This is a genomic window from Pseudomonas sp. B15(2017), from assembly GCF_002113215.1.
Lineage (GTDB): Bacteria > Pseudomonadota > Gammaproteobacteria > Pseudomonadales > Pseudomonadaceae > Aquipseudomonas.
On the sequence record NZ_NEJZ01000005.1, the window covers coordinates 232,213 to 252,252 of the forward strand.

The window sequence follows — 20,040 nt, forward strand, 5'->3', positions numbered from 1 at the left end:
GTCGGCTGAGTCCTGAGCAGGACTTCAGCCGACGGGCCATATTTCGTTGTCGCCAATGACAAAGATCCGACAGCTGTCTTCCTTCTCCACCGGATAACCGCCGGTGAAGGCCCCGAAGGCCGGCAGCAGACTGATGCGTTCTCCCAGCCTGAAGCACGCCAGCCGCAAACGCTGACGCCCCTTGCCGTTCAATCGAAAAACCGGGTGTACGTGGCCTGCAAGGACGTGGCGTTCAGGGTGCGGTTCGGGTTCGTGCTGCAACGCGAAAGGCCCTAGCAACAGGGGTTCGGGCACCACTCGAATGTTCAGGATCTGCGGTGGATCACCGGCACGTTTATCGTGATTGCCGCGAATCAGCGTGATCGGCAGATCGGCGTGCCGCGCCCGCCATTGCGCCAATGCCTGCAAGGTGTCGGGAGCGTGGGAGCCGGGCCCGTGCAGAAAGTCCCCAAGAAAGATCAGTTGCCGACACGGCAGTTTCGCCAGCAGCTGCTCGATCACGGCGATGTTGCTCGCCGTGGTGCCCTGCGGCACCGGTTGCCCCAGGCGCCGGTAAGCGGCAGCCTTGCCGAAATGCACATCAGCGATCAGCAACGCCTGTTGCGCCGGCCAGTACAGCGCCTTTTCCGGCAGCAACCAGAGGTCTTCGCCTGCCAGGCGCACAGGATAGGGCGCGTTCATCAGGATTGGCCCTTGTCGGCGGTTTTCTCCAGGTCGCCAACCATGCGGCGGATGCGGTCGGCGAGCTTTTCCGAACTCATGCTTTCGCGCATGCGCTCCACCAGCAATGGAAAGCCGAGCGGTGTGGGACGTTTGATCAGGTGCATGTCCAGTTTCATCCGGTTGACTCGCTCCAATGTCTGTTCCAGCCGACGAATATCCAGCTCTTCGCGCAGGACCTCTTCCCCGGCCTGTGCCAGTAGCAGATTGTCGGCGTCGTATTGTTTGAACACTTCAAAGAACAGCCCGCTGGAGGCCTGCACCTGACGAGTGCTTTTCGGCGCACCGGGGTAACCGGCGAACACCAGACCGGCAATCCGGGCGATTTCCCGAAACCTGCGCAGCGCCAGTTCGCCCGCGTTGAGGCTGGCCAGCACATCCCTCAATAAATCCTCGGGACTGAGCAGCGCGTCATCCAGTTGCACAGGCCAGTCAACGGGCGTCGCGCTGAGCAATTCCAGGCCGTAATCGTTGACCGCAATCGAGAAGGTCACAGGCAGGCGCTGACTGACCCGCCACGCCAGCAGGCTGGCCAGTCCCAGATGCACCTGGCGTCCGGCGAACGGGTAGAGGAAAAGGTGCCAGCCTTCGCGGGATTTCAGCACTTCGGCCAGCAGATTGTTAACGGTCGGCAGGCCCGACCAGCGCAGCTGCGTTTCCAGCAACGGTCGCAACGCCTGCATTTCCGGGCCGGCAAACTCACCGTTTGCCGCCGCGCTGAACCGGCTGACCACCGCTTGCGCCAGTTCGCTGGACAGCGGCATACGCCCGCCATTCCAGCGCGGTACAGCGGCTTTTTTCGCCGTGCTGCGTTTGACGTAGGCAGTCATGTTTTCCACCCGCACCAACTCCAGCAAGCGCCCGGCGAACAAGAAGCCGTCGCCGGGTTTGAGGCGGGCGATAAAGCCCTCTTCAACGCTGCCCAGTTGCTTGCCGCCACCGCCCTTGCTCCAGAATTTCAAATGGATCGAAGCGTCGCTGACGATGGTGCCGACGCTCATGCGATGGCGGCGTGCGAGCCGTGCATCGGGGACCCGCCAGATCCCGTGCTCATCCGGTTCGACCCGGCGGTAATCCGGGTACGCCGTCAGCGACATCCCGCCGTGGCGTACGAACGCCAGCGCCCAGGCCCAGTCTGCACGTGTCAGGTCGCGATAGGCCCAGGCACCACGGACTTCCTCGTACAACTCATCGGGAATAAAGCCACCGCCCAGGGCCATGCTGACCAGATGCTGCACCAGCACATCCAGCGGTTTGTGCGGTGACAATCGAGGTTCGATCCGCCGCTGTGCTACGGCATCACCAGCAGCAGCGGCTTCGATCAGTTCCAGGCTATGGGTCGGCACCAATGTTACCCGCGACGTTCGACCGGGCGCATGGCCCGAACGCCCGGCACGCTGCATCAGCCGCGCGACACCTTTGGCCGAACCAATCTGCAGCACCCGCTCCACTGGCAGGAAGTCCACCCCCAGATCCAGACTCGACGTGCAGACCACGGCCTTGAGCTGACCATTCTTCAGCGCCTGCTCAACCCAGTCGCGGGTGTCGCGGGACAGAGAACTGTGATGCAAGGCGATCAACCCGGCCCAGTCCGGCCGCGCTTCCAGCAAGGCCTGATACCAGATTTCCGATTGCGCCCGGGTATTGGTGAACACCAGGCTGCTGGCGCAGACGTCCAGTTCGGCGACCACCTGCGGCAACATCTTCAAACCGATATGCCCGGCCCATGGAAAGCGTTCGATGGCCGGTGGGAGCAAGGTGTCGACCTTGAGCGACTTTTCGCTTTTCCCCTGAATGCTGATGCCACCGCCTTGTGGGATCAGTACCTGTTCGGCGTGGGATTGATTGCCGAGCGTCGCAGAAACACCCCAGACGATCAGTCCCGGGTGCCAGCGCCGCAACCGGGCGAGGGCCAGTTGTAGTTGGACGCCGCGCTTGTTGCCGAGCAATTCGTGCCATTCATCCACCACGACCATGCGCAGCGTCGAGAGCGCCGTTTGCGCGTCGGCGCGGGCGAGCATCAAGGTCAGGCTTTCCGGGGTGGTGATCAGTGTGGTGGGCAGTCGCCGGTTCTGCCGGGCGCGTTCGCTGCTGCCGGTGTCGCCAGTGCGCAGGCCGACGCTCCAGGGAATCTGCAGATCGTCCAGCGGCGTTTGCAAGGCGCGCGCGGTGTCGGCGGCCAGCGCCCGCATCGGCGTGATCCACAAGACAGTCAGCGGTTCGGCGGGCGGTGGACGTTTACGGGTGGTTTCGGCAACAGGCCCGGAGCGGGCAAAGCGATTGAGCGCGGCAAACCACACCGCGTAGGTTTTACCGGCGCCGGTGCTGGCGTGCAGCAGGCCGGATTCGCCACGTTTGACCGCCGCCCACACCTGTTTTTGAAAGGCGAACGGCTTCCAGTCGCGGGCGCTGAACCAAAGTTTGGCGAAGTCGGTGGAAGTGCCCATGCCGGCGACGTGTGCTCTGAAAGTGTTCCTTCAGAGACCGCGCCGGCGGGGCAATAGTTTTACTTGAGATTGCCGCTGAGGAATTGCTTCAGACGTTCGCTTTTCGGATTGCCCAGCACTTCTTCGGGCGCACCTTCTTCTTCCACCAGCCCCTGGTGCAGAAACAGCACCTGGCTCGAGACCTTGCGCGCAAAGCTCATTTCATGGGTGACCATGATCATGGTCCGGCCTTCCTCGGCCAGGCCCTGGATCACCTTGAGCACTTCACCGACCAGTTCCGGGTCGAGTGCCGAAGTCGGTTCGTCGAACAGCATGACTTCCGGTTCCATGGCCAGCGCGCGGGCAATCGCCACCCGTTGTTGCTGGCCGCCGGAGAGGAACGCCGGGTACTGATCGGCCACCCGCGCCGGCAAACCGACCTTTTCCAGATATCGCCGGGCGCGGTCGTCGGCTTCCTGTTTGCTGCAACCCAGCACCCGGCGCGGGGCCATGGTGATGTTTTCCAGCACGGTCATGTGGCTCCACAGGTTGAAATGCTGGAACACCATCGCCAGCCGCGTGCGCAGGCGTTGCAGTTCATCGGCATCGGCGACGTGCATGCCGTGGCGGTCGGTGACCATGCGGATCGCCTGGCCGTCGAGGCTCATCGCGCCGTCGTTGGGTTGTTCGAGAAAGTTGATGCAGCGCAAAAAGGTGCTTTTGCCCGAGCCGCTGGCGCCGATCAGGCTGATCACGTCGCCGGTCTTGGCCTTGAGCGAGACGCCTTTGAGCACCTGATGGTCGCCATAGCTTTTGTGCAGGCCTTCAACGGTCAATTTGTACATGGAACAGGCATCCTCAAGGCGAAAGTAGATAGCCGCTGCGATAGGCTTCGGCGCCCGCGACGTGGGCGATCACCATCCCGGCGGTGGCCATGCGCCGCAGCGAGCGGGCATAGAGCAGACCGGAAGCGGTGCAATGGACTGGCGTGACCCGGTCGTTGATCGGGTCGATGATTTCGGCGATTTTCTGCCCGGCTTCCAGCCACTGGCCGGGTGTGGCGCTGTAGACCAGCAGGCCGCCGACGGGAGTGGCGACCGGTTCCACGCCGGCCAAAGGCGTGGCGGGATGTGGCAGTGTCGGCAAGGCTTTCGGTTCGCCGACGATGGCGCCGAAATGGATCAGGTAATCGATCAGCGCCTGGCAGTCGCCACTGGCCAGCGGATGGGTGACATCTCCCTGACCGCGCAACTCGACGGTGACCGAGAAACTGCCGAGCGGAATGTCGAAGTGTTCGCCGAAGCGCTCCTTCAATTGCCACCACAGCAGGGTGAAGCACTCATCGAACGACTGGCCGCCGGAGTCGGTGGCCAGCAGGCTCGCTTGGGATTCGATATAGCGCGCCAGCGGCTCGACCTGCGGCCAGGCCTCGGGCGTGGTGTAGAGGTGAACCACGGATTCGAAATCGCAATGCAGGTCCAAAACCATGTCCGCATCGCAGGCCAGCCGTTGCAGGGTCAGGCGTTGGGATTGCAACTGAGTCGTGGCGGTGTGGCGGTCGAGTGCGTTGCGCAGGCTGGATCGGATCAATTCGAGGTTGCGCTGCGGGTCGTCGCTCAGTTGCGCTTCGATTTCGTTGCCGATTTCTTCGCTGAGGTCGACGAACCAGCGGTTGAAATTCTGCCCGCTCTCCAGCTCGTAGCGGCCCAGCGGCACATCCATCAGCACCTGTTCGAGGCCGACCGGGTTGGCCACCGGCACCAGCACGATTTCGCTGCGCAGGCGCCCGGCGGCTTCCAGCTCCGCCAGACGCTGCTTGAGGTGCCAGGCCACGAGCATGCCGGGCAGTTCGTCGGCATGCAGCGAGGACTGGATGTAAATCTTGCCCTGGGCCTTGTCCGGGCCGAAGTGAAAGCTGTGAATCTGTCGTGCGGTCCCCGGCAGCGGGGCCAGCAGGTCGTGTATCTGGTGGCGCATCTCAAAAGGGTCCTAGTGGGTCGGGCCGAGAAAGGCCAGCCATCGGCGTTCGGCAAGACGGAACAGGCCGACCAGCGCAAAGGTGATGGTCAGGTAGATCAGGGCGGCGATGCCGAACGACTGGAAGGTCAGGAAGGTCGCCGAGTTGGCGTCCCGCGCGACCTTGAGGATGTCGGGGATGGTCGCGGTGAAGGCCACGGTGGTCGAGTGCAGCATCAGGATCACTTCGTTGCTGTAGTACGGCAACGACCGGCGCAGCGCCGACGGCATGATGACGTAGGCATAGAGTTTCCACCCGGTCAGCCCGTAAGCCTTGGCCGCTTCGACTTCGCCGTGGTTCATGCTGCGGATCGCCCCGGCGAATATCTCCGTGGTGTAGGCGCAGGTGTTCAGGGCGAAGGCCAGGATCGTGCAGTTCATCGCATCGCGGAAGAAACTGTCGAGCAGCGGTTGCGCGCGCACGGCGGCCAGGCTGTAGATCCCGGTGTAGCAGATCAGCAACTGGATATAGAGCGGCGTGCCACGGAACAGGTAGGTGTAGAACTGCACCGGCCAGCGGATGTAGAAGTGCGGCGAGACGCGGGCGATCGACAGCGGAATCGACACGATGAAACCGAAGAAGATCGACGCGCTGAGCAGCCACATCGTCATCGCAAGGCCAGTGATGTTCTGGCCGTCTGTATAAAGGAAGGCTTTCCAGTATTCCTGCAGAAGTTCGATCATCGTACGGCCTCCCGTGCACCGGCGGCGTAGCGGCGTTCGAGCCAGCGCAGAATGAAGTTCGAGGCACTGGTGATCAGCAGGTAAATCAACGCGGCGAGAACCAGAAAATAGAACAGCTGATAGGTGCTCTTGCCGGCGTCCTGCGCGGCCTTGACCAGATCGGCCAGGCCGATGATCGAGACCAGCGCGGTGGCCTTGAGCATCACCATCCAGTTATTACCGATGCCTGGCAGGGCGAAGCGCATCATTTGCGGGAACACCACGAAACGAAAGCGCTGGCCGCGCTTGAGACCATAGGCGGTGGCGGCTTCGACCTGACCGCGTGGCACGGCGAGAATCGCCCCGCGGAAGGTTTCAGTGAAGTACGCGCCATAAATGAAGCCCAGGGTCAGGACCCCGGCGCTGAACGGGTCGATCTCGATGTATTCCCATTCCAGGTAATCGGTGAGCGTCGTCAGCCAGGTTTGCAGGCTGTAGAAGATCAGCAGCATCAGCACCAGGTCCGGCACCCCGCGAATCAGCGTGGTGTAGATCTGGGCGGGCAGGCGCAGCAGTTTGACTTTTGACAGCTTGGCACTGGCGCCGAGCAGGCCGAGCAACACGGCCACCAGCAGCGACAACGCCGACAATTTGATGGTCATCCAGGTGCCTTCCAACAGCAACGGGCCAAAGCCCTTGAGGCTGAAGGCGGAGAGCCCCAGATTTTGTAAGAGGTTTTCGAACATAAATCAGCAACCTGACTGAATGAAAAAGGCGCCCATCGAGGATGGGCGCCGGGGCATTATTTGCCGCTGTACAGATTCAGATCGCCAAAGTGTTTCTTTTGAATCTCGGCGTATTTGCCATCATCGTGTAACGCTTTGATACCTTTATCCAAAAGCGCTTTCAGCTCGGTGTTACCTTTCTTAATACCGACAGCGGTCTTGGCTGGCAGCAAGTGGTTGTCGACCGGCTCGCTGACAGCATAGTCGGCACCCTGTGGCGACTTCAGAAAGCCCAGTTCGGCCTGCAACATGTCCTGAATGCCCGCATCGAGACGGCCGGAAGTCAGATCGGAATACACCTGATCCTGGTTCTGATAGGCCTGGGTTTTCACGCCGGCCTTGTCCAGCACGGCTTTGGCATAGGCTTCCTGGATGGTGCCTTGCTCGTAGCCGACGGTTTTGCCTTTCAGCGACGCGACGTCGTTGGTGATGCCGGAACCCTTCTTCGACACGTAGGCAGTCGGGCCGGAGAACAGCTCGCTGGAGAAGTCGATGACTTTTTCACGGGCTTCGGTCACGGTCATCGACGAGATCACACCGTCGAATTTATTGGCCTTGAGGCCCGGAATCATGCCGTCGAAGTCACTTTCGACCCATTTGCACTTGACCTTCAACTCGGCGCAGATCGCGTTGCCCAGATCGATGTCGAAGCCAACCAGGCTGCCGTCTGCCGCTTTCGACTCGAACGGTGCGTAGGAAGGGTCAACGCCAAACCGCAGTTCTTTGTATTCCTTGGCCAGCGCGGAGCCGGCGGCCATGCACAACGCCAGTGCAGAAAGGGTCAGCAATGCTTTTTTCATTATTCAATCCCTAAGAACCAATATGAGCGCTTGTGGCGCGGAATGATTGTTACTGGAGCGCTTACGACTTATAGAAAGTAGCAATTTCCGAACCAGAGTCCCGAACAAGTGTTTTAAAAGGTGCAGGAAGTGCATGCCGGGGCCGGTCAGTGCACGAAAACGGGCGCGCCGCAAAAGCTGCACCAGGATGGTTCAGGGGATCGTTCCCACGCTCTGCGTGGGAATGCAGCCCGGGACGCTCCGCGTCCCAAAGCGGACGCAGAGCGTCCATTGAGGCATTCCCACGCGGAGCGTGGGAACGATCGGGGTGAGGGGGAGTATCGGGGGAAGGAGTCAGACCAACAGCTCTTGCAAGGTCGCCAGGCTGTCGGCCTCATCCACGGTCTTGTCCTGGCGCCAGCGCAGCATGCGCGGGAAGCGCACGGCGATGCCGCTTTTGTGCCGGCGGGAGAGGGCGATGCCTTCGAAGCCCAGTTCGAACACCAGGCTTGGTGTCACGCTGCTGACCGGACCGAATTTTTCCACGGTGGTCTTGCGCACGATGCTGTCCACTTCGCGCATTTCCGCATCGGTCAGCCCGGAATAGGCCTTGGCGAACGGCACCAGCGCCCGCGCACTGGAACCGGGCGGGCCGTCCCACACCGCAAAGGTGTAATCGCTGTAGAGGCTGGCGCGGCGCCCATGCCCGCGCTGGGCGTAGATCAGCACCGCGTCGACGCTGAACGGATCGACCTTCCATTTCCACCACACGCCCATGTCCTTGGTGCGGCCGACGCCGTACATCGCATCCCGGGCCTTGAGCATCATGCCTTCGACCCCAAGTCGCCTGGAGGCCTCACGCTGGCGGGCGAGATCGAGCCAGTCATCACCCGTCAGGAGCGGCGAAGGCAGCAGCACCGGGTTGTTGCATTTGGCGATGACCTGCTCCAGTTGCTCACGACGTCTGGCCTGGGGCTGGTTGCGCCAGTCTTCGCCCTGCCATTCGAGCAGGTCATAGGCGAGTACCACCACCGGCGCGTCTTCGAGGATTTTCCGGTCCAGCGACTTGCGGCCGATCCGCTGTTGCAACAGCGCGAAGGGTTGCACCGCCGGGGCTTGCGTCGACTGGGGATCGAACGCGTCTTCGGTGACCGGGCGGTTGTTCTTCCACACCACGATCTCACCATCGATCACTGTGCCGTCAGGCAACCCTTGCACCAGTGTGGCGAGTTCGGGAAAACGTTCGGTGACCAGCTCTTCGCCCCGGGACCAGACCCACAATTTGCCGTCGCGCTTTACCACCTGCGCGCGGATACCATCCCACTTCCACTCCACCTGCCAGTTGCTTGCAGGCCCGAGCAGGGTGTCGAAGGTTTCCACCGGTTGCGCCAGCGCGTGGGCGAGGAAGAACGGGTAGGGCTGGCCTCCGCGCTGGGCGTGTTCATCGCTGGATTCGGGCGCGATCAGTTTCAGGTAGCTGTCAGCGTTCGGCCGGTTGGACAAGTCGGTGTAACCCACCAGCCGTTGCGCCACGCGTTTGCTGTCGAGCCCGGCCATGGAAGCCAGGGCTCGGGTCACCAGCAATTTGGACACGCCAACCCGGAAGCTGCCGGTGATCAGTTTGATGCACAGCATCAGGCTCGGTCGATCCAGTTGCGCCCACAGTGCGGGTAACTGGTGGGCGAGGTATTCCGGGGTTTCACCGCGCAAGGGCAGCAGTTTGGCTTCGATCCATTCGGCGAGGCCGGCCTCGGAGGTGTGCGGGTGTTCCGGCAGCACCAGCGAGATGGTTTCCGCCAGGTCGCCGACTGCTTGATAGCTCTCCTCGAACAGCCACGGCTCCAGCCCGGACACTTCGACCGCCAGATCCCGCAGGATCCGCACCGGCACCAGTTGCCGAGGCCGCCCGCCGGACAAAAAGTACACCGCCCACGCCGCATCCTGCGGTTGCGCCTGAGCGAAGTAAGTCTGCATGGCCGCCAGTTTGGCGTTGCTGGAGGTGGTGGCGTCGAGTTCGGCGTACAACCCGGCGAAGTCTTTCATGGCTGCACCTCGGCGACGGCGGGCGTGGCGGTGGAATGCTCTTCTTCATCGTCACCGTATTCAGTATTGAAGCCTTGGGCGTCGAGCCCTTTTTCGCGCAGATGGCGCACCAGTACACCAATCGAGCCGTGGGTGACCATGACCCGTTCGGCACCGGTCTGTTCGATGGCCCACAACAGGCCGGGCCAGTCGGCATGATCCGAAAGCACGAACCCGCGATCGACCCCGCGCCGCCGGCGGGTGCCGCGCAGGCGCATCCAGCCGCTGGCGAAGCTGTCGCTGTAATCGCCGAACCGGCGCATCCAGCTGCTGCCGCCGGCCGACGGCGGGGCGATGACCAGCGCCTGGCGCATGATCGGGTCGTTCTTTTTCACGTCGCCGGCGTAGATCGTCGGCGGCAGGTAGACGCCGGCCTCGCGGTAGACCCGGTTCAGCGGCTCGACCGCACCGTGGCTGAGGATCGGCCCGAGGGTTTCGTCGATGCCGTGGAGAATCCGCTGGGCCTTGCCGAACGAATAACAGAACAGCACGCTGGCCTTGCCCGCCTCGATGTTGGCCTGCCACCACTGGTTGATCTCGGCGAACACCTGCGCCTGCGGCTGCCAGCGATAGATCGGCAGGCCGAAGGTCGATTCGGTGATGAAGGTGTGGCAACGCACCGGTTCGAACGGCGCGCAGGTGCCGTCGGGTTCGATCTTGTAGTCGCCGGACGCGACCCAGACTTCGCCGCCGTATTCCAGCCGCACCTGGGCCGAGCCGAGCACATGGCCGGCGGGATGAAAACTCAGGGTGACGCCGTGGTGGGTCAGGCGCTGGCCGTAGTCGAGGGTTTGCAGGTTGATGTCCTGGCCCAGGCGCGCGCGCAAAATCCCTTCGCCGGGGCTGGCGGCCAGGTAATGCTGGTTGCCGCCACGGGCATGATCACCGTGGGCATGGGTGATCACCGAGCGCTCGACGGGCCGCCACGGGTCAATGTAGAAATCCCCGGCGGGACAGTAGAGGCCTTCGGGGCGAGCGATAACAAGGTCCATGGTGTTACCGGAATGGAGGACTTGTTAGCTATGAGGCAGGCGCGAAGTCAGAAGTTCTATCGAGTTTTTTACTGTCACATGATTGTTCCCACGCTCTGCTTGGGAATGCAGCCCGTGACGCTCCGCGTCCCTTGAGGCATTCCCACGCGGAGCGTGGGAATGATCAACTGTGGGGGGATTACTTGCCGGGGGTAAGCGTCAACCGCGTCTTGCCATACACCCGGTCAAAGTTCTGCGGCTGCATCGGCAGGCCGATGTACTGGCCCTTGAGCCACGGATCGATGCCGTTCAGGTAGTTCGGGCTCACCGGATTACCCGATTGCCCCGTCCCGTTCTGCCCCATCAGCGGCTCGCTCTGACCGAAGTCGACGATGAAACGCATCGACGGCGCACGGGTGGTGTTGAAGTCCTGGCCCCAGGCAAACGCCGCCATGTTGAGCGTGGTGTGGTCGCCGCCCGCCGCGATCGGGCCGCGAACAGTCTGGCCGTTGGCATTCTTCCACTCGTAGCGGTGCAGTTTGCCCCACTGCCACGACCGGCGGTCGCCACCCAACTGACTGTCGCCAGCGCTGATCGCAGCCGCCAGACTGCGGGCGAGGATCGCCGGTTTGTCTTCTTTTTGCGGCGTACGGGCGTCGTCCCAGAACGGACTGTCTTCGCGGCCCAGCAAGTGATCGGCCTGTGTGGCGTAGGACAGATCGCCGTTGGCGATAAACGCTTTCCACGCCGGACTGTTTTGCGGGCCGAGTTCGTCGAGGAAAATCTGCTTCATGCTTTCCTGCAGGAACAGCTCGTAAATCGCCGCATCGGCGGAAGTCGGGCTGAGCTTGCCGTCGAACGCCATCAGACGGGTGTAGGCCTCGCGGGCCTTGCTGCGCTCGGCGTCCGGCAGCGCGTCGATCGCCTGTTTCAGCGGCTGCGCCATGCCCGGTGCTTCGAACATTTTCTTCAGCTTGGCAGCGAAGGTGGTGGTCTGGTCGTACTGCATGGCGATCACGCTGCGACCATCGTGTTTGCCGCTGCCGGCCAGTTCAGCCAGGCGCTCGCCACGTTCCGGCGCCGCCCAGGAATTGGACAGTTGCATGCCGTAGCCATGGGGAATGACCCGCTGGTTGGCGGTGCCGAGCCAGCCCTGGGCCGGATCCTGATCGTAGGGGTGCAGCATCGGGTCGGCGTAGCCGTCCCAGTCGTAGCGACCTTCCCAGCCCGGCGACGGCAGCAGGCCTTCGCCCTCACGGCGGTTCGGGAAACGTCCGGTGACTTGCCAGCCAATGTTGCTGGCGTCGGCAAACACCAGATTCAACGCGATGGCGCGGATTTCCCGGCTGGCGTCCGAGGCGCGTTCAACGTTCTGGGCGCGGCTCAGATCGAAAAACGCATCGAGGGATTTGTCGTCGGTGAAGCTCGGCGTCTGCAGGGCCAGGCCGAAACCTGCGCCCTGAGCGGCGGCTTGAACACTGTTGAGCAGCGCGCCATGGCGGGTTTCGTACACCGCTTCGCGAATTGGCCGCTGGCCTTTGACGAAATAGGTTTCGTTGCGCACGGCGACCGGTTGCCACTTGCCGTTGACCTCGTAGGACAGCGTGCTGCCCTGACGACGGATTTTTTCCAGGAACAGGTCCTGGTTATCGCCGAGCACGCTGGTCAGGCTCCACGCCACCTTGCCGTTGAAGCCGCCGAGCACCATGGGCAGACCCGCCACGGTCACGCCGGCGGCCTGGTATTTCGGTGCGCGGATCTGCACGAAACTCCACAGCGACGGCGCGGCCAGCGGGCCATGGCTGTCGCTGGCCAGCAGGCTCTTGCCGCTGCGACTGCGTTGCGGAGCGATGGCCCAGTTGTTCGACGACTGAGTGCCAAGCAGGTTGATGGCGGCCAGTTGTTCGCTGGCGTTGCTCAGTTCCGTCAGCCCCGGAATCTGCCCGTTGAGCTTGATGCCTTGCAGCTTGTCGGCCTCGGCCAGCGGCAGGTTTTCGTCAGGGGCGGACGGCGTCAGCCACGCCAGTTTGTCGTTGGTCACGGTCTGCGCCAGCACCAGCGAAGCGATTTCTTCCGGCAGGTTGGCCGACTGGCTGAAATTCAGCAGGCAGAAGATCAGCGCCGAATCTTCCGGTTTCCAGTACTCGGGCTTGTAGCTGCTGGATGCCAGATCCCCCGGCAGTTTGTCGGCGTAGCGGAACAGGTAGGCGTTGACGCCCCGGGCATAGACTTCGAAAAAGCGCTTGAGCCGTGGCGACGAGGCCTTGTACAGCTCGCCGGCGCTTTTCTTCAGGTTGACGGCGCGCATATAACGGTCGGCATCGAGCATCGACGAACCGGACATTTCCGCCAGACGGCCCTGGGCCAGCAGGCGCAGGGTGACCATCTGATTGATCCGGTCGCTGGCATGCACGTAGCCGAGGGCGAAGAGTGCGTCGTGGAAGCTGTTGCTTTCGATCAGCGGCATGCCCATGGCATTGCGGCGTACCGAAACGTTCTGCGCCAGGCCCTTGAGCGGCTGCACACCGGAGGTCGGCGGGAGGGTGTCCTGGGCGTTCCAGGTCTGACAACCGGTCAGGCTCAGAACACCGGCCACTGCTGCGGCAACGCCGAACCGGGGAAGAAAATGTGAAAGGGCTGGCGAGGCCATGGCAAAGCTCCTGCGGGGGTGTAGAGGCTGGGGGCGCAATAAAGCCGCTACGTTAGTGAGCAGGTGGGGGCCGCGCAAGCGGGGCGAGCGGTTATTTCTTCCCGCTCATGCAGATCGTTCCCACGTCGAGGCGCCGAACCGTCTGCGCGGGAATGCAGTCCGGGCCGCTCTGCGGCCCATTTTCACGCGCACGATTCGACGCCTCTGCATGGGAACGATCAAGACAGGTCAGGACTTTGGCGGATTGATCTTCTGCACCAGCGCATACGCCTTCACGGTCGCCGGGCGATCCTTGATGTGGTTGAACCAGCGCTGCACGTTCGGGAAGTCTTCCAGGTTCTGGCTCTGCCACTTGTGCGAAACGATCCACGGGTAGATCGCCATGTCGGCGATGCTGTATTCGCTGCCGGCGACGAACTCATTGTTCGCCAGTTGCTTGTCCAGAACCCCGTACAGGCGCGCGGTTTCGTCGATGTAGCGCTTGATCGCGTAGGGGATTTTTTCCGGGGCGAACTGGCTGAAATGATGGTTCTGCCCGGCCATCGGCCCCAAGCCGCCCATTTGCCAGAACAGCCATTGCAGCGCCACCTGGCGGCCACGCAGATCCTTGGGCAGGAACTTGCCGGTCTTTTCCGCGAGGTACAGCAGGATCGCCCCGGACTCGAACAGCGACAACGGTTCGCCGCCATCGGCCGGCTCATGATCGACGATGGCCGGGATGCGATTGTTTGGCGCGATTTTCAGAAAGTGCGGCTGGAACTGCTCGCCTTGGCTGATGTTGATCGGGTGCACGTCGTAGCGCAGGCCCGCCTCTTCGAGGAACAGGGAAATCTTGTGGCCGTTGGGCGTGGTCCAGTAATACAGGTCGATCATGGAAAACTCCAAATCAGGAAAATGACTTACGTGCGGACAGCAAACGCCGGCTTCAGGTTGTCCTGTGTGCGTTCGATAGCTTGCTTACTCACAGGAGGTGATGCTCAAGTACGGGAAATTCAATGACCCTGCGTGAGAAAAATCGCCATGGAGCTCAAGGCCAACGCTGCACTTATCATCATCGACCAGCAAAAAGGCATTCTGGAACCGCGTCTGGGGCGGCGGAACAATCCGTCGGCCGAAGAGCGGATCCTCGATTTGCTGGGCTTCTGGCGGCGCAGCGGGCGGCCGGTGATTCATGTGCAGCACCTGTCGCGCTCGCCGCAATCAGTGTTCTGTCCAGAGCAGTCAGGGGTGGAATTTCAGGACCGGTTCTTGCCGCAGGACGGCGAATGGCTGATCCGGAAACAGGTACCGGATGCGTTTTGTGCGACGGGGCTCGAGGCGAAGCTGCGTGAGGCGGGGATCGGGCAGTTGATCATTGTCGGCGTGGCGACGAACAACTCGGTGGAGTCCACGGCACGCACGGCGGGCAATCTGGGGTTCGAGGCGTGGGTGGCGGAGGATGCGTGCTTTACCTTCGACAAGGCTGACTATTTCGGCACGCTGCGTTCGGCGCAAGAGGTGCATGCCATGTCGCTGGGGAATCTGCACGGGGAGTATGCGACGGTGGTTGGCAGTGCCGAGATTCTTGCGGCCCGATAGGGCTTTGCTGAATGTGCCGCCGCCATCGCCGGCAAGTCGAATCGTCGCACCGCAGCTCCCACATTCGACCGAGTTGCTCCTGACGGAACGCGATCCCTGTGGGAGCGAGCTTGCTCGCGAAAGCGGTGTATCAGGCGAAGTCGGTCTTCGCCCGAAACATCAAGCGCCGTGGCACTTCTTGAACTTCTTGCCGTTGCCGCATGGGCAAGGGTCGTTGCGGCCAACGTCTTTCAGGGCATTGCGCACCGGTTCCTGGTGGGCGTGGCCGCAGTTCGGGCCGTGGACATGGCCATGGTCGTGATCATGGTGGTGGTCATGATCGTGGTTGCAGTCAGGGCCATGGACATGAGGTTGCTGGGTCATCGGGGTCACTCCGTAATCAAATCGGCGGGGATTATCACGCCATTGCGCGCCAGGTGCACGTAGTGAGCGATGAATAAACCGGTTTCCATCTCGCCTTCCAGCCGATAGGGAATCTGCTGGTTCGGGTTTTTCAGCATTTTCACCACCTCTTTGACCTTCGGCCACAGGTTGGTACGGATCGGCACGTTGTAGAACGCGCTGCTTTTGGGGTTCACCGTGATCCAGTGTTCGTGCTCGCCTTCGGCCAGCAGCATGTCGGCCAGGTGTATGCGGTATTCCAGGCCGCGCACGGTCAGGTCGCTGTCGTTGGGGTTGTCGATGCGAAAGTGCAGGATGAATTTCTGTTCCAGCAACCTGGCGCGTACTACTTCGACTTTCACCAGGTGCACGGCGGGATCGCGGGAGTCGTCGCTGAACCAGGACGCGCAGCCGCCGAGCCCCAGAAACACGAGCAGTGAAAGGACCTGAAATGTGCGCCAATGACCGAGCATGGTTTAACTCCCTTTGCGGCCCAGTCTAGCCTCAGCTGCCGAAATACCCCGCACAGCATTTCTTGAACTTCTGGCCGCTGGCGCACGGGCAGGCGTCGTTGCGGCCCAGCTTCAGTTGCACGGTCGGGTCGATGAAATACCAGCGCCCGCTGTTCTGCACGAACGACGAGCGTTCGCGGTGGCTGTGCTCGCCCTGACCGTCATGCCAGCGCGCAGTGAACGTGACGAACGCGTGTTCCGGCTGGCCGCCGAACACTTCCGAGCTTTCCACGTCCAGACCGAGCCAGGTGCTCTGGGCGCTCCAGTTGCTGATCGACTGGCGATCCAGCCCCGCTTGCTGGGCGGGCAGGGTGGTGGCCACCAGATAATCGACCAGACCCAGCACGTAGGCGCTGTAGCGCGAACGCATCAGGGCTTCGGCGCACGGGGCCGGGTGGCCGGCGTGATAAGGACCGCAGCAGGCATCCAGCAGGTTGCCGCTGCCGCAAGGGCAAATGGCTGTACTCATTGAATTACCACCAGTATTTCCCGAAGTTTTCCGGATTGGCCCAGAACCGCGAATTGAGCCAGTCGGGGACTTGTTTGTAGTCAAGCAGATCGTAGGTGAAGAGGGTCAGCACCTGTTCGTCCCGGGCGAAGCGTTCGCTGGCCTGCAGGGCCAGGGAATAAAAATCGGTTTCCTGCCAGCCGCTGGCCGGCAGATCCGCCAGCACCGCGATGCGGCTGGCGTTGAGGTTGCGGATCCCGCCCAAAAGATTGAGGCCGTCGCGCTTGGGCAAATGTTCCAGGCAATCGACCACCAGCGCCAGGTCGAAACGTTGGGCCGCCAGTTCGGCCGGCAGCGCACCGGGCGCGGCGTGCGCGACGCAGGTCTGCGGGTGCGCCTGCTTAAAGGCAGCCAGCGCCGGGAATTCGCTGGCGCCGATCAGCAGCAGGCGTGCCGGGGCGTAGCGGTCGAGCAGGGCGGCTAACGCCTGCTGCGGGGTGCGGGAAGAAATGGCAACGTTCATCGAAGCTCCTCAATCAGAGCGCCAAGACTAGCCTGCCCGGACGCCAAGGCCTAGATCTCTGTCCTGCGGGTTTGCGGCAAATTCGCCGAAGTCCCGTGAACAGGCGCACAAACGGCAATGGCCTATTGCTGGCGGAGATTAAAACTCCGGTCTTTACTCCCTGAATCGGTTCTAAGCCGATCCCTCAGGAGAAAACTAGATGAGCATAGTTCGGACAGCATTACCCTTGGTTCTGCTAACCAGTGTGTTGACTGGTTGTGCAGGTTTGCAGAAAACCGACTGGCCGACCTGTGCGGCAGTCGGCGGTGTCGTCGGTGCGGGCCTCGGTGCGACCGAAAGCTCCGCATGGGCGGGGTATGGCGCGTTACTCGTCGGCGGTACGGCAGCAGCCTATTGCTGGGTTCACGGTGATGGCGATGAAGACGGCGATGGTGTGCCGGACAGTCGCGACAAGTGCCCGGGCACGCCTAAAGGCGTACAGGTCGATGCTGACGGCTGCCCTCCACCAGCCCCTGCGCCAGTGGTCGAAGAAGCTGTAGTGGTCAAGGAAGAAACCATTGTCATCCGCGATGTTCACTTCCAGTTCGACAAGGCCACGCTGACTCCGGCCGACAAACTGGTCCTGGATAAAGTCGCTTCGCGCCTGAAACAGGAATCCAGCACGGCGCAACTGACCGTGACCGGCCACACCGACAGCGTCGGCAGCGATGCCTACAACCAGAAACTGTCGGACCGCCGTGCGCACTCGGTGGTCAAGTACCTGGTCGAAAGCGGCGTACCGCAAAGCAGCTTCGTGTCGGTGACCGGTGCCGGTGAAAGCCAGCCGGTGGCAGACAACAAAACTGCCGACGGTCGCGCGCTGAACCGTCGTACCGAAATCAAAATCAACCGCTAGCCCCCCTCGCATCCGCGGCTTGTGCAGTCGCGGATGCGGGTCTTTACTCCTGTGTAACCGGTATGGGCCGGTGACACAGGAGCTTTAACGATGAGTGTTCTTACAAGGTCCGTCTTGCCGGTTCTGCTGCTGGGCAGCCTGTTGACCGGTTGCGCCACCCACAGCGATGGCACCGCTCCCCTCAATCAACGTACCTGGCCGATCTGCAGCCTTATTGGCGGACTGGTCGGCGGCGGTCTCGGCGCGCTCGAAAATAGCGGCTGGGCCGGCGGTGGCGCTGCGCTGGGGATCCTCACTGGCGGATTGATCTGTTACGCCCAGGATGGCGATGAAGACGACGACGGCGTATTCGATCGCCGCGACCGTTGCCCCGACACCCCGGCCAACACTCCGGTCGATCATCGTGGCTGTCCGTTGCCGCAATACCCGGTCACCGAGAAACCGGCCGAACCGGCCCCGCAAACCGAAGTCATCACCCTCAACGACGCCGGTAACGTGTTGTTCGATTTCGACAAGTCCGATTTGAAACCCGCTGCCAAAAGCCAGCTGGACACGTTGATGGACAAACTGCGCAATGCCGATGTGGTGAGCATCAAGGTCATCGGCCACACCGACAGCAAGGGTTCGGATGCCTATAACCAGGCGCTTTCGGAACGTCGAGCCAGCAGCGTGGCGGAATATTTGCTGAGCCAGGGCCTGGCGCCGAACAAACTCACCAGTGAAGGGCGCGGCGAAAGCGAACCGGTCGCCGATAACAATACTGATGAGGGGCGTGCGCAGAACCGTCGGGTGGAACTGCACATCAATCGTTAGATAACGTCTGTAGTCTGCAGGCTAGAGCTGTCGGTCGATGAATCTCGTCGAACCGGCAGCCATCCGGCGGCGGACCGGTTTTTTTCATTTTCCCCTCTGGCTTATCCCCTGCAGAAGCCGTTACTGTGCGCCCAAAGAATAATTCGCAACACGGGGGAGCGTATGAAGGTGTTCTGTGGGCTGGGGCGATTGTTGACCCTGCTGTTCTGCTGCGTGGTGCTGGCCAATCAGCTGGTGCCGTTTGTTCATCCGCTGCACCTGATGGTCAATCTGGCCGCCGGTCTGCTGCTGGCGATCCACCTACTCGAAGTGCTGTTGTGCAATCGCAGCCTCAAGGGTCGCTCTCACCCCTGGCGTGATCGTGGCCGCATCCTGTTGTTCGGCGTATTCCACCTGCAAACCATCCCGGCCCCGGCCGCTCCGGAGGCTTCCCATGCGTAAACTCTGCCTGCTCGCTGCATTCATCAGTCCCCTGGCCTGCGCCCAGGTGGTCAGCGTCGAAACCAACTCCCTCATGCGTCTGCCGAACACCGCCAGCACCTTGCAGCTGGAAAAACTGGTGGTCGCCGATTACGGCACCTTGCTGATTCCTTCGAACGTGACCGAACTGAATGTCGGTGAATTGCAGCTGGGCCACGAAGCACGCATCGCCATCGTGCCGAGCGAACAGGCGCTGGATATGAAAGTCATCCGCGCCGAACTCGCCGAAGGCAGCCAGATCACCGCCCGTGGCGCGCCGGGGACGTACGAAAAAGCCGCCCGCGCCGGGCGCAATCTGAATCTGCAATTCAAAGCGTTGAATGCGCCGAAACTGGTGGTCGATGCCCGTGGCGGTACCGGTGCGCCGGGTTTTGTCGGGCTCGATGGCGCCAACGGTCAGGAGCCGGGTTGCACCTGGGGTCAGGCAGGGCGCGGCTTTGATGGCAGCAACGGTAGCGACGGTCAGCCAGGGGCACCGGGCGCACTGGTGCGTCTTGAAGTGCCGCGGGAATTTCCGGCCGAGCTGATCAAGGTCGAAGTCGCCGGCGGTGCCGGTGGTCCGGCCGGTCCCGGGGGCAAGCCGGGTGCGGGTGGCAAGTCCAAGGGCTGCCTGGTCTATCGTGCCGATGGTGGCAAGAGCGGCAAACCGGGGGCCGACGGACAGCCGGGGCCTGCGGGTGCGGCGGGGTCTGTCACCGTACAGCGCCTCTGACCGATTGATCGTTCCCACGCTCTGCGTGGGAATGCCTCAAGGGACGCTCCGCGTCCAGTGACGCGGAGCGTCACGGGCTGCATTCCCACGCGGACGGTTCGACGCCTCGACGTGGGAACGACCAGCATCACTTCAGAACGACGGTCGCGCTGCGGCAATCGCCACCAGCACCATCCCGACCAGCAGATTGAACCCCACCACCTTGCGAATCCGCCCCAGCACTGCCGCACCGGCCGGCCAGTCTTTCGCCTGCACCGCCGTGCGCAGTTCCGGCAGCATCAATGCCTGAATGCGGATGAACAGCGCAGTCATCACCACATACAACCCCATCATCACTTGCACGTAACGCGGCGCGCTATCGAAGGCGATGTGTTGCAGATGCAACATGCCTACTCCGGTCACCGGCAGCAAAATCACCGCCCCCCACACCCAACGAAAAAAACCTTGAAACACTTCCACCCAGAGCGTCAGGCGCCCGGGACCGTCCAGCGCCTTCATCGCCGCAGGACGCAGCACCATCCAGGCGAAAAACATACCGCCGACCCACACCAGCGCGGCCAGTACATGGATGGGGTAAACGAGGCTAAAAGGTGTCATTGGGGTACT

General features: G+C 62.2%; 21 protein-coding genes. 5 read left to right on the forward strand and 16 right to left on the reverse strand.

The window, feature by feature from the left end; translation table 11 throughout:
* Positions 1-24 precede the first annotated feature (24 nt).
* From pdeM to CAF73_RS10465, 11 genes are all read right to left on the reverse strand, one after another.
* Positions 25-681 (reverse strand): ligase-associated DNA damage response endonuclease PdeM, encoded by a 657-nt coding sequence (pdeM, locus tag CAF73_RS10415; protein ID WP_085702630.1) that lies wholly within the window; start codon positions 679-681, stop codon positions 25-27.
* On the reverse strand, positions 681-3,167 hold the full coding sequence (locus CAF73_RS10420) for a ligase-associated DNA damage response DEXH box helicase (RefSeq protein ID WP_085702631.1): 2,487 nt from the start codon (positions 3,165-3,167) through the stop codon (positions 681-683). The genes pdeM and CAF73_RS10420 overlap by 1 nt, the downstream gene beginning before the upstream one ends.
* Before the next feature lie 59 nt (positions 3,168-3,226).
* On the reverse strand, positions 3,227-3,991 hold the full coding sequence (locus CAF73_RS10425) for an ABC transporter ATP-binding protein (protein WP_007954993.1): 765 nt from the start codon (positions 3,989-3,991) through the stop codon (positions 3,227-3,229).
* A 13-nt stretch (positions 3,992-4,004) separates the two neighbouring features.
* A complete protein-coding gene (locus CAF73_RS10430; protein WP_085702632.1) occupies positions 4,005-5,123 on the reverse strand; it encodes a succinylglutamate desuccinylase/aspartoacylase family protein in 1,119 nt (372 codons plus the stop codon).
* 12 nt (positions 5,124-5,135) lie between these two features.
* The gene (locus CAF73_RS10435) at positions 5,136-5,846 is read right to left on the reverse strand and encodes an ABC transporter permease (RefSeq protein ID WP_011332767.1); all 711 of its coding nucleotides are present in this window, start codon (positions 5,844-5,846) and stop codon (positions 5,136-5,138) included.
* A complete protein-coding gene (locus tag CAF73_RS10440) occupies positions 5,843-6,571 on the reverse strand; it encodes an ABC transporter permease (protein ID WP_085697409.1) in 729 nt (242 codons plus the stop codon). The genes CAF73_RS10435 and CAF73_RS10440 overlap by 4 nt, the downstream gene beginning before the upstream one ends.
* A 56-nt stretch (positions 6,572-6,627) precedes the next feature.
* Complete coding sequence (locus CAF73_RS10445) at positions 6,628-7,410, reverse strand: transporter substrate-binding domain-containing protein (protein WP_085683295.1); 783 nt, start codon at positions 7,408-7,410, stop codon at positions 6,628-6,630.
* Between the two features lie 333 nt (positions 7,411-7,743).
* The gene (locus CAF73_RS10450) at positions 7,744-9,432 is read right to left on the reverse strand and encodes an ATP-dependent DNA ligase (RefSeq protein ID WP_085702633.1); all 1,689 of its coding nucleotides are present in this window, start codon (positions 9,430-9,432) and stop codon (positions 7,744-7,746) included.
* On the reverse strand, positions 9,429-10,463 hold the full coding sequence (locus tag CAF73_RS10455; protein WP_085697411.1) for a ligase-associated DNA damage response exonuclease: 1,035 nt from the start codon (positions 10,461-10,463) through the stop codon (positions 9,429-9,431). Before CAF73_RS10455 ends, CAF73_RS10450 begins: the two co-directional genes overlap by 4 nt.
* Before the next feature lie 178 nt (positions 10,464-10,641).
* A complete protein-coding gene (locus tag CAF73_RS10460; protein WP_085702634.1) occupies positions 10,642-13,092 on the reverse strand; it encodes a penicillin acylase family protein in 2,451 nt (816 codons plus the stop codon).
* A gap of 228 nt (positions 13,093-13,320) precedes the next feature.
* A complete protein-coding gene (locus CAF73_RS10465) occupies positions 13,321-13,965 on the reverse strand; it encodes a glutathione binding-like protein (protein WP_039771345.1) in 645 nt (214 codons plus the stop codon).
* A gap of 147 nt (positions 13,966-14,112) precedes the next feature.
* Between CAF73_RS10465 and CAF73_RS10470 the strand changes: the two genes are divergently transcribed.
* Positions 14,113-14,670 (forward strand): cysteine hydrolase family protein, encoded by a 558-nt coding sequence (locus tag CAF73_RS10470; RefSeq protein ID WP_085702635.1) that lies wholly within the window; start codon positions 14,113-14,115, stop codon positions 14,668-14,670.
* Between the two features lie 159 nt (positions 14,671-14,829).
* Here the strand turns inward: CAF73_RS10470 and CAF73_RS10475 are convergent, their stop codons facing one another.
* The 4 genes from CAF73_RS10475 to CAF73_RS10490 are packed head-to-tail and all read right to left on the reverse strand — an operon-like array spanning position 14,830 to position 16,534.
* A complete protein-coding gene (locus CAF73_RS10475) occupies positions 14,830-15,033 on the reverse strand; it encodes an SEC-C metal-binding domain-containing protein (RefSeq protein WP_003198420.1) in 204 nt (67 codons plus the stop codon).
* Positions 15,034-15,038: 5 nt separating this feature from the next.
* Positions 15,039-15,524, reverse strand: coding sequence for an LEA type 2 family protein (locus CAF73_RS10480; protein WP_085697415.1), 486 nt, complete (start codon positions 15,522-15,524; stop codon positions 15,039-15,041).
* A gap of 31 nt (positions 15,525-15,555) precedes the next feature.
* Positions 15,556-16,032, reverse strand: a complete 477-nt coding sequence (locus CAF73_RS10485) for a YchJ family protein (RefSeq protein ID WP_085697416.1) — start codon at positions 16,030-16,032, stop codon at positions 15,556-15,558.
* Between the two features lie 4 nt (positions 16,033-16,036).
* Positions 16,037-16,534, reverse strand: a complete 498-nt coding sequence (locus tag CAF73_RS10490; RefSeq protein WP_085702636.1) for a DUF6231 family protein — start codon at positions 16,532-16,534, stop codon at positions 16,037-16,039.
* 199 nt (positions 16,535-16,733) lie between these two features.
* On the opposite strand from CAF73_RS10490, the gene CAF73_RS10495 reads away from it, so the two are divergent.
* The 4 genes from CAF73_RS10495 (at position 16,734) to CAF73_RS10510 (ending at position 19,434) form a co-directional block, all read left to right on the forward strand.
* Positions 16,734-17,429 (forward strand): OmpA family protein, encoded by a 696-nt coding sequence (locus CAF73_RS10495; RefSeq protein ID WP_011332779.1) that lies wholly within the window; start codon positions 16,734-16,736, stop codon positions 17,427-17,429.
* A gap of 90 nt (positions 17,430-17,519) precedes the next feature.
* On the forward strand, positions 17,520-18,242 hold the full coding sequence (locus CAF73_RS10500) for an OmpA family protein (protein WP_085697418.1): 723 nt from the start codon (positions 17,520-17,522) through the stop codon (positions 18,240-18,242).
* 162 nt (positions 18,243-18,404) lie between these two features.
* Positions 18,405-18,683 carry a DUF1145 domain-containing protein gene (locus CAF73_RS10505; protein ID WP_085702637.1) on the forward strand — a complete coding sequence of 93 codons (279 nt, stop codon included), beginning with the start codon at positions 18,405-18,407 and terminating at the stop codon, positions 18,681-18,683.
* Positions 18,676-19,434, forward strand: coding sequence for a collagen-like protein (locus tag CAF73_RS10510; protein WP_085697420.1), 759 nt, complete (start codon positions 18,676-18,678; stop codon positions 19,432-19,434). Before CAF73_RS10505 ends, CAF73_RS10510 begins: the two co-directional genes overlap by 8 nt.
* 132 nt (positions 19,435-19,566) lie before the next feature.
* On the opposite strand, the gene CAF73_RS10515 is transcribed toward CAF73_RS10510, so the two are convergent.
* Positions 19,567-20,031, reverse strand: coding sequence for a CopD family protein (locus CAF73_RS10515; protein ID WP_085702638.1), 465 nt, complete (start codon positions 20,029-20,031; stop codon positions 19,567-19,569).
* Positions 20,032-20,040 lie beyond the last annotated feature (9 nt).

Bases quoted from the DNA above. Each gene is read 5' to 3' on its own strand.
- pdeM (WP_085702630.1), bottom strand. From the start codon at position 681: ATGAACGCGCCCTATCCTGTGCGCCTGGCAGGCGAAGACCTCTGGTTG.
- CAF73_RS10420 (WP_085702631.1), bottom strand. From the start codon at position 3,167: ATGGGCACTTCCACCGACTTCGCCAAACTTTGGTTCAGCGCCCGCGAC.
- CAF73_RS10425 (WP_007954993.1), bottom strand. From the start codon at position 3,991: ATGTACAAATTGACCGTTGAAGGCCTGCACAAAAGCTATGGCGACCAT.
- CAF73_RS10430 (WP_085702632.1), bottom strand. From the start codon at position 5,123: ATGCGCCACCAGATACACGACCTGCTGGCCCCGCTGCCGGGGACCGCA.
- CAF73_RS10435 (WP_011332767.1), bottom strand. From the start codon at position 5,846: ATGATCGAACTTCTGCAGGAATACTGGAAAGCCTTCCTTTATACAGAC.
- CAF73_RS10440 (WP_085697409.1), bottom strand. From the start codon at position 6,571: ATGTTCGAAAACCTCTTACAAAATCTGGGGCTCTCCGCCTTCAGCCTC.
- CAF73_RS10445 (WP_085683295.1), bottom strand. From the start codon at position 7,410: ATGAAAAAAGCATTGCTGACCCTTTCTGCACTGGCGTTGTGCATGGCC.
- CAF73_RS10450 (WP_085702633.1), bottom strand. From the start codon at position 9,432: ATGAAAGACTTCGCCGGGTTGTACGCCGAACTCGACGCCACCACCTCC.
- CAF73_RS10455 (WP_085697411.1), bottom strand. From the start codon at position 10,463: ATGGACCTTGTTATCGCTCGCCCCGAAGGCCTCTACTGTCCCGCCGGG.
- CAF73_RS10460 (WP_085702634.1), bottom strand. From the start codon at position 13,092: ATGGCCTCGCCAGCCCTTTCACATTTTCTTCCCCGGTTCGGCGTTGCC.
- CAF73_RS10465 (WP_039771345.1), bottom strand. From the start codon at position 13,965: ATGATCGACCTGTATTACTGGACCACGCCCAACGGCCACAAGATTTCC.
- CAF73_RS10470 (WP_085702635.1), top strand. From the start codon at position 14,113: ATGGAGCTCAAGGCCAACGCTGCACTTATCATCATCGACCAGCAAAAA.
- CAF73_RS10475 (WP_003198420.1), bottom strand. From the start codon at position 15,033: ATGACCCAGCAACCTCATGTCCATGGCCCTGACTGCAACCACGATCAT.
- CAF73_RS10480 (WP_085697415.1), bottom strand. From the start codon at position 15,524: ATGCTCGGTCATTGGCGCACATTTCAGGTCCTTTCACTGCTCGTGTTT.
- CAF73_RS10485 (WP_085697416.1), bottom strand. From the start codon at position 16,032: ATGAGTACAGCCATTTGCCCTTGCGGCAGCGGCAACCTGCTGGATGCC.
- CAF73_RS10490 (WP_085702636.1), bottom strand. From the start codon at position 16,534: ATGAACGTTGCCATTTCTTCCCGCACCCCGCAGCAGGCGTTAGCCGCC.
- CAF73_RS10495 (WP_011332779.1), top strand. From the start codon at position 16,734: ATGAGCATAGTTCGGACAGCATTACCCTTGGTTCTGCTAACCAGTGTG.
- CAF73_RS10500 (WP_085697418.1), top strand. From the start codon at position 17,520: ATGAGTGTTCTTACAAGGTCCGTCTTGCCGGTTCTGCTGCTGGGCAGC.
- CAF73_RS10505 (WP_085702637.1), top strand. From the start codon at position 18,405: ATGAAGGTGTTCTGTGGGCTGGGGCGATTGTTGACCCTGCTGTTCTGC.
- CAF73_RS10510 (WP_085697420.1), top strand. From the start codon at position 18,676: ATGCGTAAACTCTGCCTGCTCGCTGCATTCATCAGTCCCCTGGCCTGC.
- CAF73_RS10515 (WP_085702638.1), bottom strand. From the start codon at position 20,031: ATGACACCTTTTAGCCTCGTTTACCCCATCCATGTACTGGCCGCGCTG.